General features: G+C 72.6%; 14 protein-coding genes. 9 read left to right on the forward strand and 5 right to left on the reverse strand.

Going from position 1 to position 17508, the window contains the following annotated elements:
• Window positions 1-93: 93 nt before the first annotated feature.
• The gene (locus ACGF3C_RS01415; protein WP_393217688.1) at window positions 94-2604 is read left to right on the forward strand and encodes an ATP-binding protein; all 2511 of its coding nucleotides are present in this window, start codon (window positions 94-96) and stop codon (window positions 2602-2604) included.
• Window positions 2605-2709: 105 nt separating this feature from the next.
• Here the strand turns inward: ACGF3C_RS01415 and ACGF3C_RS01420 are convergent, their stop codons facing one another.
• Genes ACGF3C_RS01420 through ACGF3C_RS01440 form a run of 5 tightly spaced genes read right to left on the reverse strand, consistent with a single transcriptional unit; the run spans window position 2710 to window position 10089 of the window.
• Entirely contained in the window at window positions 2710-4923 is a 2214-nt protein-coding gene (locus tag ACGF3C_RS01420; protein ID WP_393217690.1) for a glycoside hydrolase family 27 protein, read from the reverse strand.
• 46 nt (window positions 4924-4969) lie between these two features.
• Window positions 4970-7057, reverse strand: coding sequence for an alpha-galactosidase (locus ACGF3C_RS01425; protein ID WP_393217692.1), 2088 nt, complete (start codon window positions 7055-7057; stop codon window positions 4970-4972).
• Window positions 7054-7875: a carbohydrate ABC transporter permease gene (locus tag ACGF3C_RS01430; protein ID WP_196920834.1), complete on the reverse strand. Its 822-nt coding sequence runs from the start codon at window positions 7873-7875 to the stop codon at window positions 7054-7056. Before ACGF3C_RS01430 ends, ACGF3C_RS01425 begins: the two co-directional genes overlap by 4 nt.
• Window positions 7872-8792, reverse strand: coding sequence for a sugar ABC transporter permease (locus tag ACGF3C_RS01435; protein WP_357264275.1), 921 nt, complete (start codon window positions 8790-8792; stop codon window positions 7872-7874). The genes ACGF3C_RS01430 and ACGF3C_RS01435 overlap by 4 nt, the downstream gene beginning before the upstream one ends.
• A gap of 1 nt (window position 8793) precedes the next feature.
• Complete coding sequence (locus ACGF3C_RS01440; RefSeq protein WP_393217695.1) at window positions 8794-10089, reverse strand: ABC transporter substrate-binding protein; 1296 nt, start codon at window positions 10087-10089, stop codon at window positions 8794-8796.
• A gap of 159 nt (window positions 10090-10248) precedes the next feature.
• On the opposite strand from ACGF3C_RS01440, the gene ACGF3C_RS01445 reads away from it, so the two are divergent.
• The 8 genes from ACGF3C_RS01445 to ACGF3C_RS01480 all read left to right on the forward strand — a co-directional run bounded on the left by ACGF3C_RS01445 (window position 10249) and on the right by ACGF3C_RS01480 (window position 17499).
• Window positions 10249-10995, forward strand: coding sequence for an SDR family NAD(P)-dependent oxidoreductase (locus ACGF3C_RS01445; RefSeq protein ID WP_393217697.1), 747 nt, complete (start codon window positions 10249-10251; stop codon window positions 10993-10995).
• Between the two features lie 35 nt (window positions 10996-11030).
• Window positions 11031-11741: a FadR/GntR family transcriptional regulator gene (locus ACGF3C_RS01450; RefSeq protein ID WP_393217699.1), complete on the forward strand. Its 711-nt coding sequence runs from the start codon at window positions 11031-11033 to the stop codon at window positions 11739-11741.
• Complete coding sequence (gene dgoD / locus ACGF3C_RS01455) at window positions 11738-12883, forward strand: galactonate dehydratase (RefSeq protein ID WP_393217701.1); 1146 nt, start codon at window positions 11738-11740, stop codon at window positions 12881-12883. The genes ACGF3C_RS01450 and dgoD overlap by 4 nt, the downstream gene beginning before the upstream one ends.
• Complete coding sequence (locus ACGF3C_RS01460) at window positions 12880-13716, forward strand: hypothetical protein (protein ID WP_393217703.1); 837 nt, start codon at window positions 12880-12882, stop codon at window positions 13714-13716. The genes dgoD and ACGF3C_RS01460 overlap by 4 nt, the downstream gene beginning before the upstream one ends.
• A 10-nt stretch (window positions 13717-13726) precedes the next feature.
• Window positions 13727-14347 carry a bifunctional 4-hydroxy-2-oxoglutarate aldolase/2-dehydro-3-deoxy-phosphogluconate aldolase gene (locus ACGF3C_RS01465; RefSeq protein WP_393217705.1) on the forward strand — a complete coding sequence of 207 codons (621 nt, stop codon included), beginning with the start codon at window positions 13727-13729 and terminating at the stop codon, window positions 14345-14347.
• Complete coding sequence (locus tag ACGF3C_RS01470) at window positions 14344-15285, forward strand: sugar kinase (protein ID WP_393217707.1); 942 nt, start codon at window positions 14344-14346, stop codon at window positions 15283-15285. Before ACGF3C_RS01465 ends, ACGF3C_RS01470 begins: the two co-directional genes overlap by 4 nt.
• Window positions 15286-15358: 73 nt before the next feature.
• A complete protein-coding gene (locus tag ACGF3C_RS01475) occupies window positions 15359-16240 on the forward strand; it encodes an SMP-30/gluconolactonase/LRE family protein (protein ID WP_393217709.1) in 882 nt (293 codons plus the stop codon).
• Window positions 16241-16395: 155 nt separating this feature from the next.
• Window positions 16396-17499, forward strand: a complete 1104-nt coding sequence (locus ACGF3C_RS01480; protein ID WP_357229006.1) for an L-dopachrome tautomerase-related protein — start codon at window positions 16396-16398, stop codon at window positions 17497-17499.
• The last annotated feature ends 9 nt before the right edge of the window (window positions 17500-17508 follow it).

Below are 17508 nucleotides of genomic sequence, written 5' to 3' on the forward strand. Positions count from 1 at the left end.
ACCCCCCACCCGGCGGATCGGCGTGTGACCCAGGTCACCGCCGATCCGCCGGCCCACCGTCGCGCCGGGCAGAGGTGATCTGCTCGGCCCACGGTGATCGACAGTGGCGAGGACAAGAAACGGGGCGGCGGGAGCCCAACTCCCGTCCGCCCCGAACGTCTGCGCGGGCCCGTCGAGTTCGTCGGCCGAGCGGCGGAACTGGCGCAGTTACGCCGACTCGTCGCCACCCCGCCCTGCCTGATCCTGCTGGAGGGTGAGCCCGGGATCGGCAAGAGTCGACTCGTCGCCGAACTGCTCGCCGAACTCCCCGGACGACACCTCGTCGGCGAGTGCGACGACGTGCCCGAGCCCTTCCCGCTCGGCGTGCTGCTGGACGCGATCCGGGGCAGCGCCGACCGACTCGGTCCGCTCAACCCGGTGGCCGGCGCCCTCGCGCCGCTACTACCCGAACTGGTCGACGTCCTGCCGGACGCCCCGCCTCCGTTGACCGACCCGGCGGCCGAACGACATCGCCTGCTCCGCGCCGTCGCGGCGGTGCTCGCCGCGCTGAGTCCGGCCACGCTGTTGCTGGAGGATCTGCACTGGGCGGACCCGGCGACCTGCGAACTCCTCGCCTACCTGAGCACCCACCCGGTGGAAGGGCTGGCAGTGGTGCTGACCGCGCGTACGGCGACGCCGGGAAGCAGTACGCCGATCCACGACGCCCTGGCCCGGACTCCCCCGTGGAGCGTCACGCGCGTTGCGCTCGGGCCGCTGGACGCCGCCGACGTACGCCGGTTGGCGGCCCGCACCCTGCGCCTCGACGATCCGCCTCAGCAGCTGACCGCCACCCTGCTCGACCGCACGGCAGGCATCCCGTTCGTGGTCGAGGAGGTGTTGCGGACGCTCGCCGAGCGGGGCGGCGACCCGCTGGCCGACGACAGTGTCCCTTTCGTCCTTCGTGACGTGCTGCTCTGGCGGCTGCGTCCGCTCGACGAGGCCACCCGGGAGGTGCTCGGCGCGGCGGCCGTACTGGGGATGACGCCTGATCAGCGCATCCTCGCCTCGGTGCTCAGCCTCGATCGGGTGGCGATCGGCGCGGCGTTGACCGCCGCGCACCGGGCGGGCCTGCTGCACGACGCCGGGGACGGCCTGCGGTTCCGGCACGACCTGGCCCGACAGGTGGTGTACGACCTGGTGCCCCGGGAGAGCCGGGAGTGGCTGCACCTGCGGGTGGCGCGGGTGTTGGAACAGGAGCTGCCGAGGCCGGTGGCCCAACTGGCGCACCACTACCGTCGAGCCGGCAGCGGGGCAGACTTCGTCCGCAACGCCGAGGCGGCCGCCGACCTCGCCACCGAGCGCGGCGACGACGCTACAGCGGCCAGCTTCCTGCTCCAGACGATGGACATCGCCGAACTGCCCCGGCCGGTACGGGTTCGGCTCGCCGCCAAGTTGGGCCGCTCGGCCATCGACGGACTCAGCCAGGCCGAGGCCATCCCGGTGCTGGAACGGCTGCTCGCCGACCGGCGGCTGCCGCCGGGTGCCCGAGGTGAGCTGGGTCTGGTGCTCGGGCGGATGCTGCGACAGCAGGGCGAGGCGCTGCGCGGGTACACGGAGATCGAGCGTGCCGTGCCGTACCTGCGCGCGCCGCGCCGAAAGGCCCCGGCGCTCGCGGTGCTGGCGGCCCCCGACACCGTCGTCGGCCGGCACGTCGACGACCACCTGGCCCGCTGCGCGGAGGCGGAGACCGCCGCCGCGGCCAGCGGGGACCCGGCGGCGCACCTCGCGGTCCGCATCGCCCGAGCCTCGTTGCTGCTGGAGCTGGGCGACCCGGCGGCGTGGGCGATCATCTCCGAGCTGCGCGCGTCCGCCGACTTGGCCGACCGGCCCCGCGAGCACGCGCGAGCCTGCCTGAACTGGGCGCAGGGCGCGCTGCACGCCGGTCACCCGGAGCAGGCCGAAGCGTTGCTGGCGGCCGGTCGGGAGCTTGTCGACGAGACCGGGTACGAGCGGCTGGCGTCCCTGGTGGAGGCGACCGAACTGTCACTGGACCGGGCCGCCGGCCGGCTGGACGGGCTCGCCGAACGGCTCGGCCGGTTGGTGACCAACGCCGAGCGGATGCCGGTCACCCTGCTGGACGCGCGGGCCGAACTGGCCACGGTGCTGGCGCTCGTTGCCGGCACCGGGCACGGCGGCACCGCCGAGGGACGCAACGAACACGGCGGCACCGCCAAGGGACGCAACGACCTCCGCAGCACCGCTGGGCGAGGCGACGACGTGGAGGTCGCCGAACGGGCGCTGCGGGATGTGGTGGCCGACGCTCGGCGGGTCGGCGCGATCTGGCCACTGGTGCAGGCACTCTCGGCGCTTGCCCGGCTGCTGCTGGTCGACAGGCCGGACGAGGCGGTCCGGCACGCAGCCGAGGCGCTGTCGCTGGTACGCGGAAAGGGCGTCCTGGCCTGGGCCGCCGAGGCCGTGCTGGTGTTGGCCGAAGCGGCAGCCGCGACTGGTGAACCGGCGCGGGCGGCGAGTGCGGTGGCCGAGTTGGAAGCCGGGATCGCCGACCGCGAGGCTCCACTCGCCCTCGCCGCGCTACGTCGATGCCGGGAGTTCGTCCCGGCCTGAACCGGCGCGGGAGCCGAGCCGACGCGGAGCCGGCCCCTACGTGGAGCCGGCCGACCGTGCGAGCGCAGGTGGCGGGCCGTCTACCGACGGCCCGCCATCTGCGCGTCAGAGGACGATCTGGTGCACCCGGTCGTCCACGCCGCGTACCGCCAGCCAGGCGCTGCCGTTGGCACCGGCGGCGGTCCCGGGAGCACCCCGGAAGGCGTCGGTGGCGAACTCACCGCGTCGGAACCAGCCGCCCCAGGCGGCGTCGGCCAGGTTGCGCTGCCAGAGCCGGTTGTCGGCGGCCAGCGCGAACAGGTAGACCCGGCCGGAGGTGGCGAGCAGGGTCGGGCTGCCGCTGGTGGTGCCGCCCAGGTTGGTCCAGGCAGACCAGGTGGTTCCGGTACGACTGCTCCACCACACCTCGTCGGTTCGGCTGCGGACCGCCACGTGCAGCACGCCGGCATCGTCGACGACAGCGCTCGGCCGGCCGTAGAACGGCCGGTTCCCGGGAGCCCCGACGCCGGTCCAGCCGGCGTTCGGCGTACGCGACCAGAGCTTGCCGTCGGCGCCGCGGGCGACGAGGGTCCATTGCGTTGGGTTCGTCCAGGCCACCGTCGGCGCGTCGGTCAGCGTGCCACCGAGGCTGCGCCACGGTCCCCAACTGCCGGCCACGTAACTGCGCTGCCAGGCGGCGTTGTCGGTGCCGCGGACGAAGACGTCGAGCCGCCCGTCCGCGGAGCCGTACGCCGCCGGCTGGCCGAGGATCCGGCCGCCGACCGGGCCGCCGAGGGAGGTCCAGTGCGTGCCCCACGTCGTACCGGTGCGGGTGTTGACGGCCAGCGCGCCGGCAGCGTCGCGGACGAAGGCGGTGGCGTGGGTGTCGTCCACCCGGACCAGGGCCGGGCTGGCGCTGGCGGTGCCACCGAGGTCGGCGCCGGCGACCTGGTCGGCGCCGGTCAGGCCGAGCATGGCCACCCCGTGCGCCGGCACCTCAACGGTGTACGAGCCGGTGAACGGCTGCACACCCGGGCTGCCCGGCTGAGCGTCCACAGTGGTGCGGGACCACAGGTCACGGACCTTGACCGACCCGCCGAGAGCGACGTCGGCGAAGTTCACGGTGATCTGCTGGGCGGTGTCGTGCCGGTTGAGCAGCGCGACCGCACGCTTGCCGGAGCCGGCGAGCACCTTGCTCCACACCTGCGCGTCGGTGCCGGTGTCGGCGACCTTGACGCCCTGCCGGACCAGCGGGTCCTGGTCCACCGCGATGATCTCCGGGTTGGTCAGCGCCGAGATCATCTCCTTCGGCAGGCCCCGCGGGTCGGAGCCGATCACCAGCGGCGCGGCCATGATGGCCCACATGCCGAGCTGCGTCTTGGACTCGTCCAGGCTCAACTCGTACCCACCGTCGGGCAGCGGACGCATCGGCAGCAGGTAGTCCGGGTCGTTGTAGTGCCCCGGCCCGGTGGCCGCCGGGTGGTACGCGTTGACGTCCATGTTGCGCAGCACCCACGGGTACGCCCACTGCGGGGACGGGTCGGTTAGCCCCACATCCGTATAGGTCCGCCAGGAGTCGGCGATGGTGGGCGCGTACGTGTAACTCCAGGTGGAGAGCTGCTCCGGGGTGTACGGGCCGCCGCCCCAGTCCGAGCTGACCGGGTTGCAGATGTTGAGCAGCATCGGTCGGGGTGATTGGCGTACCGCCTCGGCCAACTCCCGGAAGGTGGTCTCCGGGTCGAGGCCGGCGGCCCGGCCGCAGAGCCAGTCGGCCTTCAGCGCGTCGAAGCCCCAGCCGGCGAACTGGGCGATGTCGGCCTGGTAGTGGCCGTTACTGCCGAGCCCACACTGTCCGGGCAGGTACGGGCCGGCGTCGGTGTAGATACCGGCCTTCATCCCCTTGCTGTGGATGTACGCGGCGAGCGCGGCCATCCCGCCAGGGAAGCGGGCCGGGTCGGCGACCAGTTTGCCGGCCTCGTCGCGCGGGGTGGGTGCGGCCCAGTTGCCGTCGATCCAGACGTAGGTGTAGCCGGCGTCCCGTAGGCCACTGTGGACCATGTAGTCGGTGACCGACCGTACTTCGGCCTCGGTGGGATCACCACCGAGGCCGAAGTAGGTGTTCCAGCCCTGGTAGGGCGTCGGGGCGAGCCCGCTGTTGAAGAAGGTCGGCGCACCCTGGTCCTCGGCGCCGGTGGCCGCCGGAGCGTGACCGGGGCGGCCCGGCCCGTGGCCCGCCTGTGCTGGGTCGGCGTGAGGTGGGCCGGCCATCGCCGGCATCGGGCTGGTCAGGCCCAGGCCGAGCACGGCCAGGGCAGCGGTCAGCGGTCGGTTCAGGCGCATGGAGGTACTCCTGTCCCTCGGGGGTGGGGGTGGTGGTGCTCCGATCTCAGTCGCGGGTCAGCACGATGAGGTCGGCGTCGTGGGTCGCGCTCCACTGCACGGGCAGGCCGACAGTGGCGAGATGGCTGCCGGAGTAGTGCCGATCGCCGTGCGAGTAGCGGGCCGCCGGGTCGAGGCCGCGCAGGGGCAACCGGACCGGGCGGGACGGGAGCAGCCCGGCCCCGTCGAGCCGGCCGGTGTGCCAGGCCAGCACTACCACCCGGCTCTCGTCCGGCGCGGAGTACTGCACGGCACAGCGGGCCTGGTCGGGGCCACCGATCAGGTGCACCTCGCCGTGCGTGACGACGTCCCGGATCTCCTTGTAGCGGGCGATCCAGCCGGCCGCCTCGGCCCGCTCGGCGGGGGTCCACGCCCGGATGTCCGCGCCGATGCCGAGCACACCGGCCATCGCCAGGACGAATCGGAACGCCAGCGAGCGGGGGCGGTTGTCGAACAGGCCGGGCGCGTCGGTGACCCAGGAGCTGAGCAGGTGTGGGGCGTTGGCGTGCAGGAAGCCGTACTGGATGGCCAGCCGGTCCAGCGGGCCGGTGTTGTCGCTGGGCCAGAAGACGTCGGCCCGGGCGGCCATCGCCAGGTCGGTCCGCGCGCCCCCGCCGGCGCACGCCTCGATCAGCACATCGGGATGGTCAGTGCGCAACCGCTCGTAGATCCGGTGCAGGTTGGCGACGTGCGCGCCGTCCAGGTCGAGCGGGCCCACCCCGCCGGGCCGACCCGGCTCGGTACGCGGCCTGTTGAAGTCCCACTTCAGGTAGTCGATGTCGTACCGGCGCAGCAGGCCGTCGACGGTCGAGTGGACGAACTCGGCGACCTCCGTCCGGCCCAGGTCGAGCAGGTACTGGTTGCGGACCGGGGTGAGCGGTCGCCCGTCGACGGAGTAGACCCAGTCCGGGTGCTCGGCGTACAGGGAGGACTTCGGGTTGACGCACTCGGGCTCGACCCAGAGCCCGAAGTTCAGCCCGAGCGCGCGGACGTCGGCGATGAAGGCGTCGAACCCGGCCGGGAACTTCGCCGGGTCGGGCGTCCAGTCGCCCAGCCCGGCGGTGTCGTCGTCGCGGCCCACGAACCAGCCGTCGTCCACGACGAACGTCTCCACGCCCAGCTCGGCGGCGATCCCGGCGAGCGCGAGCTGACTGTGCGCCTCGACGGCGAAGTAGGTCGCTTCCCAGGAGTTGTAGAGCACCGGGCGGGGGGTGAGCCGATCGCCGGCCAGTAGCCGCTGGTGGGTGTGCCAGACCCGGGCCAGCCCGTCCAGGCCGTCCGGGCTGTAGGCCCCGGTGGCCACCGGCAGGGTCAACCGCTCACCCGCGGCCAGTTCCAGCGGGCCGTCGACCAGCTGACGGCCGACTCGGACCCGGGTCAGGCCGCCGGTGTCCCGCTCGGCGCTGATCTCCCACGAGCCGGTCCAGGCCAGCGCCATCCCCCACGCCGGACCGGCCGGCTCGGCGGTGTCGCGCACGGCCAGCCAGGGCACGTGCAGATGCCCGGGTACGCCCTGGGAGCTGCCGATGCTGAACGTGCCGTGGCCCAGCTCGACGTGGGAGAGCTGGAACTCCTGCTCCCATTGGCCCCACTGGTGGCTGAGCAGCGCGCCGTGGGGCGTCGGTACGCAGAAGCCGCCCGACCCGGCCCGGACCACCCGCAGCGCGTCGGCGCCGTCGTTGGCCAGCTCGACCCACCGCTGCACCACGTCGGTGCCGACGGGAACCCGGTAGTGCACCGTGGCGCGCAGCCCGGTGACCGGGTCGGCGAACTCGACGGCCAGCTCCCGCTGGTCGGCGTCGGCCCGCGCGCCGGTGCGCACGAAGCCCACCCGGCGCTGCCCGTTCGAGGTTTCGATCACCAGGTCGGCACCGGTGAACGGGCGGTCGGCGTCGGTGGCGTACTCGATGGGGGCCGCGTCCCCGGCAGTGAGGAAGGGGACCGGGCCGTCGTAGGCGACCGGCGAGGGCCCGTCGGAGACGCCGTGCGGTCCCCACGCGACAAGTTCCAGCCAGCGACCGTGCGCGGGCACGGTCACGGTGTACTCAGTGTGCGTGCCGCGCAGCGTCCAGCGCTGCCCGGCCTCGGCGGTCACTTGACCGCTCCCAGGGCCAGGCCGGAGACGAAGTGCCGCTGGAAGCGGAGGAACACCGCGACGGTGGGCACGGCCGCGATGACCGTACCGGCGGCGATGACGTTCCAGGACGAGACGAACTGGCCCTGGAGGGCGAGCAGCGCCGGGGTGACCGGCATGTTGTCATCGGTACGCAGCACGGTGATCGCCCAGAGCAGGTCGTTGAAGATCCAGGTGAAGGAGAGCGCCCCGAGAGCGGCCAGCGCGGGTCGGGTCAGCGGCAGCATCACCTTGGTGAAGATCTGCGCCGTGCCGGCACCGTCGATGGTGGCCGCCTCCTGGATCTCGCCCGGCAGGTCCCGCATGAAGCCGTGCAGGACGAACGTGTAGAAGCCGAGCCCGAAGCCGACCTGCACCGCGATCAACGCCCAGAGCGTGTCGTACAGGCCGGTCAGCTCGCTGAACTTTGCCACCGGGATGAGCAGGATCTGCGGTGGGAGCAGGTTCCCGGCGAGCATCAGCAGCAGGATCGTGCGCCGCCCGGGGATCCGGAAGCGACTCAGCGCGAACGCGGCCATCGCGGCCAACCCCAGACTCAGCGCCACCGACGGAACGGTGACCAGCATGCTGTTGATCAGCGCCCGCAGCTCGCCGCCGTCGGTCCACGCCTGCCGGTAGGTGTCCAGTGTGAACGACCGGGGCAGGCTGCCCACGCCGTGCGCGGCGATGTCGTCGAACGACCGGGTGGACATCACCACCACCCAGAGCACCGGGCCCAGCCAGAGCAGCGAGAGCAGGATCATGCCGGTGTGGAAGGCCCCGGTACGGAGCTTGTTCATGACGCTTCCTCCCGGAACGCGCGGACCAGGTAGCCGAGGATGACGGCCAGCGCGAGCACGAAGATCACGACAGCGATCGCCGAGGCGTAGCCAAGCCGCAGGCTCTGGAACGCTGTCGAGTACATGTAGGTGCTGAGCAGCTCCGACGAGTGGTACGGCCCGCCCCTGGTCAGCGACCAGACGATGTCGAACGAGCGCAGCGAGTCGATCACGATGACCGACAGCACCACGGCGTTGACCCCCTTGAGCTGGGGAATCGTGACGTGCCGTAGCCGCTGCCAGGCGTTCGCGCCGTCCATCCGGGCCGCCTCGTGCAGCGCCGGGTCGATCGCCTTCAACCCGGCCAGGAACAGCACCATCACGTACCCGATCTGCCGCCACAGCGCGGGCAGGATCACGGCGTACAGGGCGGTCTGCGGGTCGGCGAGCCAGGGCCGGATCAGCTGCTCCAGGCCGACCGCCCGCAGGAGCGTGTCGGCGATCCCGTCGGGTTGGTAGAAGACCCGCCAGACCAGCGCGGTCACCACCAGCGAGAACACCACAGGGGTGAACAACGCGGCCCGGTAGAAGCCGACCCAGCGCCGCTCCTTCTGCAGGACGAGCGCCATCCCGAAGCCGCCCAGCACGGAGAGGCCGCCGAAGAGCACCAGCCAGATCACCGTGTTGACCAGCGCACCCCGGAAGGTGGCGTCGCCGGCCAGCTCGACGTAGTTGTCGGTGCCGACGAACGTCGGCGGCGTCATCCCGTCCCAGCGGGTGAGGGAGAACCAGAAGCCCTGGATCGCCGGCCAGAAGACCCAGACGCTCTCGACCGCGAACGGCACGAGGACGAACGCCACCAGCAGCGGCGACAGTCGAGCCGACCGTCGCCGCCGCCGGGTGGGGGTGACCGAAGTCGTGGAGATCGTTGCCGTCACGTCAGCCCTTGAAGACCTTCTCGGCGCCGGCCTGCCACTCCCGCAGGATCGCGTCGATCTGGTCCGGCTTGTCGATGAACTTGGTCAGCGCGGTGTCCGCGGTCGGCTGGAGTGCGTCGCTGGAGTCGCGGTTGAAGAACTGGGTCAGCTCCTTGGCCTCGCCGAGCATCGCCTTGCCCTTGACCACCAGCGGCGAGTCCGACGCCTTGGCCTTGGGGTTGGCCGGCAGCACGATGCCGGAGCTGGCCTTGACGTACGCCTCCTGGGCCTCGATCCCGGCCAGGTAGCTGAGCAGGGCCCTGGTGCCGGTCGGGTTGGCGGTCTTCGCGCTGGCGAAGAAGCCGTCGGTCGGGGCCTCCTCGGCCAGCGGCACCGCCGGGTCGATGATCGGGAACCGGAAGAAGTCCAGGTCGCCGAGCGCGTCCTTGGGTGCCGCGTCGGCGAAGAACGTGCCGATCAGGAACATGCCGGTCTTGCCGGCCAGCAGCGCGGTGGTCGCCTCCTGGAACGGGTACGCCTTGCCCTTGGGGTCGAAGTAGGGCAGGGCCTCGCGCCAGCGGGTGAAGACCGCCTTGACCTTCGGGTCGTCGAAGCGCTGCTTGCCGGCGAGCAGTTCGCGGTGAAACGGCGCGCCGTTGATCCGGATGTTCAGGTAGTCGAACCAGGCCGAGGCCACCCACGGGGTGTCGCCGAGGCCGATGCCGATCGGCGGGATGCCCTTGCTCTTCAGCGTCTCGCACAGCGCCAGGAACTCGGTCCAGGTCTTCGGCTCCTGCACGCCCCACTTGGCGAAGTTGGACTTGCGGTAGAAGAAGCCCCACCAGTAGTTGTTCATCGGCACGAAGATCTGCTTGCCGCTGGCGTCGGTGGAGAGGGTGCGCAACGACTCGGGGTAGTCGCCCAGCGACTTCCACACCTCGGAGACGTCCAGCAGCAGGTTCTTGCTGGCGTAGTCGTTGGCGACCGAGCCCGCGTACCAGGTGTAGAGGTCCGGCGGGTTGGCCGAGGTCAGGTAGGTCGGCAGTTGGGTCCGGAAGGTCTCCGAGGCGATCGTGTTGAGACTCGCCGTGCCCTTGCCCTGCGCGTTGAAGGTCTCGATCAGCTTCTCCATCGCCGCCTTGGCCTGCGGCGAGGAGAGGTTGGACTGGATGGTGACAGCGCCCGAGCCGTTGCTCGTGGTCGGCCCGCTGGCGGAGCTGGCGCACGCGCTGAGGAACGAGCTGGCGCCGAGCGCGCCCAGGCCGGCGAGCCCGAGGTGGCCAAGGAATCGCCGGCGACCGGGGTCGAAGTCGCTCACGGAGGTATCCCTTCCTTTACGACACTCAGCGTCACCACGTGATGTGTCGTCCATGTGAATGCTGTGACCAGAAGGTTGCATCGGCCGTCGCCGGCTGTCAAGATATCTTCGTAATTAATGATTAGACGAGATCAAGGCGAGGGTCACGTGGATCAGCCTATGCGTCGGCTTGAGGGCAAGAACGCGCTGGTCACCGGTGCGATGGGTGGGATCGGCACGGCCATCGCCCGGCGACTCGCCGCCGAGGGGGCAGCGGTCGCGCTGCTCGACGTCGCCGACCCGGCCCCACTCGCCGAGGAACTGACCGCGCGCGGCGACCGCGCACTGTCCGTAGTGGGCGATGTCAGCGACGAGGCCGACTGGACGACCGCCGTGAGCGCAGTACGCGACCGCCTCGGCCCGGTCGACATCCTGGTCAACACCGCGTACGCAGTGCGGGTCGCCCCGGCGCACGAGACCAGCCGGCAGTCCTGGGACCACCAGCTCGGCGTCAGCCTCACCGGCTCGTTCCTCGGCGTCCGCGCCTGCCTGGACGATCTGCGGGCACGCTCCGGCGCGGTGGTGCTGATCTCCTCGGTGCACGCGCTGGTCGGGCTGCCCGGCCGGCCCGCGTACGCAGCGGCCAAGGGCGGCCTGGTCGCGCTCGGCCGCCAGCTCGCCGTCGAGTACGGCCCGCAGGTCCGGGTCAACACCGTGCTGCCCGGGCCGATCCTCACCGCCGCCTGGGCGGACGTGTCCGAAGAGGACCGCCAGCGCAGCATCGCGGAGACCGTCGCGAAGCGCTTCGGCACACCGGACGAGGTGGCCGCCACTGTCGCCTTCCTCGCCTCGCCGGACGCCGCCTACATCACCGGCGCGAGCCTCGTGGTGGACGGTGGCTGGACAGCGGTGAAAGCCTCGGCCTGAGAGATCGATACCGACCAGCGAAAAGGCCAGGAGCATTGGCACAGTACGCACGCCGCGGCGTCCACGGGCAGACCGTCGAAGCGATCGCCCGTCGCATCCTCACCGGCGAGATCGCCGCCGGCGCGACGCTGAACATCGTCGCGTTGCAGGAGGAGTTCGACGTCAGCCTCACCGCGCTCCGCGAGGCGCTGAAGGTCCTCTCGGCCAAGGGCATCGTCGACGCCCGACAGAAGCGCGGCACCTTCGTCCGACCCCGTGCGGACTGGAACCTGCTCGACGGTGACGTGATCCGCTGGCAGTTCGCCGAGGGCACCGACCAGCGGTTGCTCGACCAACTGCACGAGGTGCGCGCCATCATCGAGCCGGCCGCCGCACGGCTGGCCGCCACCCGTGCCACCGAGGACGACCTGACCGCCCTCGACCGGGCGCTGGCCGAGATGGCCCAGGCCAACGGTGATCCCGCAGCCGCCATCGCCGCCGACCTCGCCTTCCACCGCGCGCTGCTCACCGCCACCCACAACGAGCTGCTGGAACGGATGGAGGTGGTGATGGAGACCGGGCTCGCCGAACGGGACCGGCTGGTGCACGGCGGCACCGCGCACGACGACCCGGTGCCCAGCCACCGTGCGGTGGTCGACGCGCTGCGCGACCGGGACGAGACGGCGGCCGAGACCGCTATGCGTCAGTTGCTGGACAAGGCCGTCCGCGACGTCGAGAAGGCACGGGGACGAAGGGGCAGTCAGTGAAGATCGAGCGGATCGAGACCTTCCTGGTCGCGCCACGGTGGTTGTTCTGCCGGGTGGAGACCGACGACGGGCTGGTCGGGTGGGGTGAGCCCGTGGTCGAGGGCCGCGCCGAGGTGGTGCGCAGCGCGGTCGAGGTGCTCTCCGAACATCTGATCGGTGCGGACCCGCTACGGATCGAGCAGCACTGGCAGGTCCTCACCAAGGGCGGCTTCTACCGGGGCGGCCCGATCCTCTCCAGCGCGGTCGCCGGCCTCGACCAGGCGCTCTGGGACATCGCCGGGCAGGCGTACGGCGCGCCCGTGCACGCGCTGCTCGGCGGGCACGTGCGCGACCGGGTACGGATCTACTCGTGGATCGGCGGGGACGAACCCGGCGAGGTGGCCGACGCCGCCGCCGCCCAGGTCGCCGCTGGCCTCACCGGGGTCAAGATGAACGCCTGCGGGCGGCTCTCGCCGATCCCCACCTCGGCCGAGGTGGACGCTGTCGTCGGCCGGGTGGCCGCCGCCCGCGAGGTGCTCGGCCCCGACCGGGACATCGCCGTGGACTTCCACGGTCGCGCCGGAATGGCCGCCGTCCGCCGGATCCTGCCCGAGCTGGCCGCCCTGCGTCCGTTCTTCGTGGAGGAGCCGGTCCTGCCCGATCAGGCTCACCACCTGCGCGACATCGTCGCCAGCACGCCGATCCCGGTGGCCACCGGCGAGCGGCTCTACGGCCGCAACGAGTTCCTCGGCCCGTTGCAGGCCGGGGTCGCCGTGGTCCAACCGGACCTGTCGCACGCCGGCGGGATCTCCGAGGTCCGCCGGATCGCCGCGCTGGCCGAGACGTACGGCGCGCTGCTCGCCCCGCACTGCCCGCTCGGCCCGATCTCCCTGGCGGCCAGCCTCCAAGTGGCCTTCGCGACGCCGAACTTCCTGATCCAGGAGCAGAGCATCGGCATCCACTACAACGCCGGCTCGGAGTTGCTGGACTACCTGGTCGACCCGGAGCCGTTCCGGTTCGTGGACGGGCACATCGCCCGCCTCGACCGGCCCGGCCTGGGCATCACCATCGACGAGGCGGCAGTCCGCAAGGCCGCCCAGACGCCGCACGCCTGGCGCAACCCGGTCTGGCAGCACGCCGACGGGTCCTTCGCCGAGTGGTGACCGGCGCGCGGCCGGTGGCCCTGCGGGTGGCGTACGACGCGGCGCACGGCGGTCGGTGGACGAGTCTGCGCGGCGGCGGCCGGGAGTGGCTGTGGCGCGGCCCGGTACCCGGCCGGCACGAGGTACGCCCCGACGATGCGTTCATCGATGCCGGTGGGCTGGAGGAGTGCCTGCCCACAGTGCGCGGCGAGCCCGACCACGGCGAGGTGTGGTCACGGCCGTGGCGCAGCGCCGGGCCCGGCACCGTGGTCATCGAGCGGCCGACGTTCACCCTCACCCGCCGAATCACCGGCGCTGGCGGCGTGGTGATGGCCGACTACCGGCTGGCCGCCGACCCCGGGCACCGGTTCGTCTGGGCCGCGCACGCCCTGCTCGACCTCTCCCCCGCCGCCCACCTCGACGCGCCCGCCGGCACCCCGACCCGGCTGCACCCGGAAGCCGCCGCGCTCCTGCCGCCGGGCGGCTGGCCCACCGGCGACCCGTGGTTGACCGGGCCGTGGCCGGCCCCGGCCGGGCTGACCCTTGACACGTTCGGCCCGGACGACGGGACCGCGCTCGGCGCGGTGCTGCTCGACTGCGCCCGGGTGCAGGTGATCGACGGAGTCGACCGGCTGACTCTTGAGCTGGAGTGCGCCGGCCAGCCCCGCAGCACCGCGCTCTGGCGCAACCTGGGTGGCTGGCCGGCGAACGGCCCCTACCGCAGCGTCGGCATCGAACCGATGCTCGGCGCGGCCTTCGACCTGGTCGACGCCGGTCCCACCGACGCGGCGGTCGTCCCGGCCACCGGCGAGGTCACCTGGCGACTCACCATCTCCGCCCACCGCAACCACTGAGGACACCGTGATGAACCTGCTCGACGAGCTGCGTACCCACCGGCTGTTGGCGATCGTGCGCGGCCCGGACCCGGCCGCCGCGCTGACCGCCGTGCTCACCCTGGCCGAGAGCGGCGTCGTCCTGGTCGAGGTCTCGATGACCAGCGCCGACGCGCTCGGCATCATCCGCCGCGCCCGGACCGCTCTCGGGCCCGACTTCGCCCTGGGCGCCGGCACCGTGCTCAGCGCCGAGGACGCCCGCGCCGCAGCCGACGCCGGCGCGGGTTTCCTGGTCACCCCGGCGATCGCACCGAGCCTCGCCGAAGGCGGCCGGCTCGGGCTGCCGGTGCTCGCCGGCGCCCTCACCCCCACCGAGGTGGTCCAGGCCACCAACGGCGGGGCCACCGCGATCAAGCTCTTCCCGGCCTCGCTCGGCGGGCCCGACTACCTCGGCGCGCTGCGCGACCCGTTCCCCGGTACCGCGTTCGTGCCGGTCGGTGGTGTCGACGCGGACGGCGCTCGGCGCTACCTCGACCGGGGCGCTACAGCCGTCGGCGTCGGTTCCCCGCTGCTCGGCGACGCCGTCCGAGGCGGCGACGCGACCGCGCTGCGCGAGCGCGCCGCCGCCTTCCTCGCGGCGGTCCGGCCATGACCGACCTGCTCACGCTCGGCGAGACGATGGCGGCGTTCCGCACCACCGGCCCACTGCGACTCGGCGGCACCGCCGGCATCTCCGTCGCGGGGTCCGAGTCGAACGTGGCGATCGGCGTGGCCCGGCTCGGCCACCGGGCGGCCTGGGTCGGTGTCACCGGTGCCGACGAGCCCGGCGAGCTGGTCCGCCGTACGCTGCGCGCCGAGGGTGTCGACCTGACCTGGTCCCGGGTCGACACGACCGCCCCTACCGGACTGATCCTCTTCGAGAACCGTGTCGCCGACATCTTCCGGGTCACCTACCACCGGGCCGGGTCGGCCGGGTCGCGGCTGGGCCCGGCCGACGTGACCCGGGCCTTCGACGCGCCCGGGCCGCCGCCCCGGCTGCTGCACGTCACCGGCATCACCTGCGCGCTCGGCGTCGAGCCGTACCAGGCGGTGGTGGAGGCCGTGCGGTGCGCCCGCGCCGCCGGCAGCACGATCTGCCTGGATGTCAACCACCGCAACCGGCTGTGGTCGGTGGCCGACGCCGCCGCCGCGCTGCGCCCGCTGCTGCCCTCGATCGACCTGGTGATCGCCTCCGACGACGAGTTGGCGGTGCTCACCGATGCGACCGACCCGGCCTCGGCGCTGCTCTCGGCCGGCGTCACCGAGGTCGTGGTCAAGCACGGTGCCGATGGAGCGACAAGCCACAGCGCGGTCGGCACACTGCACCGTCCAGCCCGGACGGTGCCGGTGGTGGACACCGTCGGCGCGGGCGACGCCTTCGTCGCCGGGTTGCTCTCCGGCTGGCTCGACGGCGTCGACGCGTCGGCCCGACTGGACCGGGCCGTCACCACCGGCGCGTTCGCGGTCGCCACCAGGGGCGACTGGGAGGGCCTGCCCGACCGGGCGGAGCTGGCCCTGCTGGACCACGAGCCGGGCGGTACGGTCCGCTGACCGGGTGGTGGGCGGTCACCGCTGATCGGCAGGACCGCCCGCCGCCGCCCCGTAGATCGTTTGGAGGAGCGAGATGGAGCTGACCGAGCCGACCGTCTGGAGCACCGACCGGTTGGAGTTGGGCGAAGGGCTGCGCTGGGTCGACGACCGCCTGATCCTCGTCGATCTGCTGGCCGGACGACTGCTGGAAACCGACGGCGACGCCCCCGCCGCGCTACGGGAGGTGCGCCGTCTCGACGTTCCGCTCGGCGCGGTAGCCCCGGTGGCCGGCCGGCCCGGTGACTGGCTGGCCGCCGCCGGAACCGGTCTCACAGTGCTGCCCGCCACCGGTGACCCCCGACCGGTCGCCGACCTGGTCGCTGACGCACCCGTTCCCACCCGGATGAACGACGCGGTCGCCGACCCGCACGGCCACTTCTGGGCCGGCAGCATGACGTACGCGATGACGCCCGGCGGCGGCACGCTGTTCCGGCTCACCCCCGGCACGGCACCGGTGCCCGCGGTCACAGGACTGACCATCCCGAACGGACCGGCGTTCGACGCCACGGGCACCACCATGTACCTCGCCGACACGCCGCGCGGCGAGATCGACCGGTTCACCGTCGACCCCGCGACGGGGGCCCTGAACGGGCGGGAGCCGTTCCTCCGGTTGCCCTCCGCGGATGGCGGCCCGGACGGCATGACCGTCGACGCCGCCGGTCACCTCTGGATCGCGCTGTGGGGCGGTTCGGCGGTCCGCCGCTACCGGCCGGACGGGACCCTGGAGCAGGAGATCCGGCTGCCGGCGAAACAGCCGGCCGGGATCTGCCTGGGCGGCCCCGACCTGCGGCGACTCTTCATCGGCACCGCCCGGGTGGGGCTGGACACGCCCGGCCCGGAAGACGGAGCGCTACTCGCGGTGGACGTCCCCGTTCCCGGCCTGCCCGCCGCCAGGGCCGCCGCGCCGGTGGCCTGACCGAACCCGGACCGGCCCGCCCTCCGGCTCCGCTGTCCCTTCCGGCTCCGCTGACTGGCGACGCATACCGGACGTCCGGGCGGGAATAGCAGCGGTGGAGCGGGACATCCGGCGGGTCGGAAGGGGCGGGCGATGAGCACCGTGGGGCGGACGTCATGAACGGGCCGGTCGGCGACGAGCCGATGGGCGAGCTGGAGTTGGTGCACACCTTCACCGGCCCGATGCCGACCGGGGTGAGCGTCTCGCACTCCGGCCGGATCTTCGTCAACTTCCCGAAATGGGGCGACGAGGTGCCGGCCACGGTCGTCGAGCTGCGCGACGATCAGGAGGTGCCCTACCCCGACCAGGCCTGGAACGACCCGTCCGGCGACAACGACGCGGGTGCGTTCGTTTCGGTGCAGAGCATCGTGGTGGACCCGGCCGACCGGCTCTGGGTGCTGGACACCGGCAGCCCGATGTTCCAGCCCACCAAGCCGGGCGGCCCCAAGCTGGTCCGGATCGACCTGGACACGGACACGGTCGCCCAAGTGATCACCTTCCCGGCGGACGTGGCGCTGCCGACGACCTACCTCAACGACGTCCGCTTCGACCTGCGGCGGGGCGAGGCGGGGGTCGCGTACATCACCGACTCGGCGGACTCCGGGCCGAACGGGATCATCGTGGTGGACCTGGCCAGCGGGGCCTCCTGGCGGCGGTTGCACGACCACCCGTCCACAAAGGCGGAACCGCTGACGTCGTTCCGGCCGGTGGTGGAGGGCCGACCGTTCCTCGAACGGCCGGCCGACGGCCCGCCGAAGCCGGTGAGCATGGGCTCCGACGGCATCGCCATCTCCGCCGACGGCGAACGGCTCTACTACTGCCCGCTGGCGTCCCGACGCCTGCACAGCGTGTCCACCGAGGCGCTGGCCGACCCGGGCGTCACCCAGGAGGCGGTCGCCGCCACAGTGGTCGACGAGGGCGACCGGGGCACCGCCTCGGACGGGTTGGAGAGCGACGACGCGGGGCGGCTCTACCTCACCTCGTACGAGCACAACGGGGTGCTCCGTCGACTGCCCGACGGCGAGTACGAGACCCTGGTGCACGACCCACGGCTGCTCTGGCCGGACACCATGTCGGTGGCCACCGACGGCTACCTCTACGTCACCGCCAACCAACTGCACCGGCAGCCGCAGTACCAGCGGGGCAAGGACCTGCGGCGCAAGCCGTACGCGTTGTTCCGCACCCGCATCGACGCCGGCCCGGTGCTGCTGCGCCGCTGATCGGGCCGG

The organism is Micromonospora sp. NPDC047762, from assembly GCF_043204655.1.
Taxonomy (GTDB): Bacteria; Actinomycetota; Actinomycetes; order Mycobacteriales; family Micromonosporaceae; genus Micromonospora.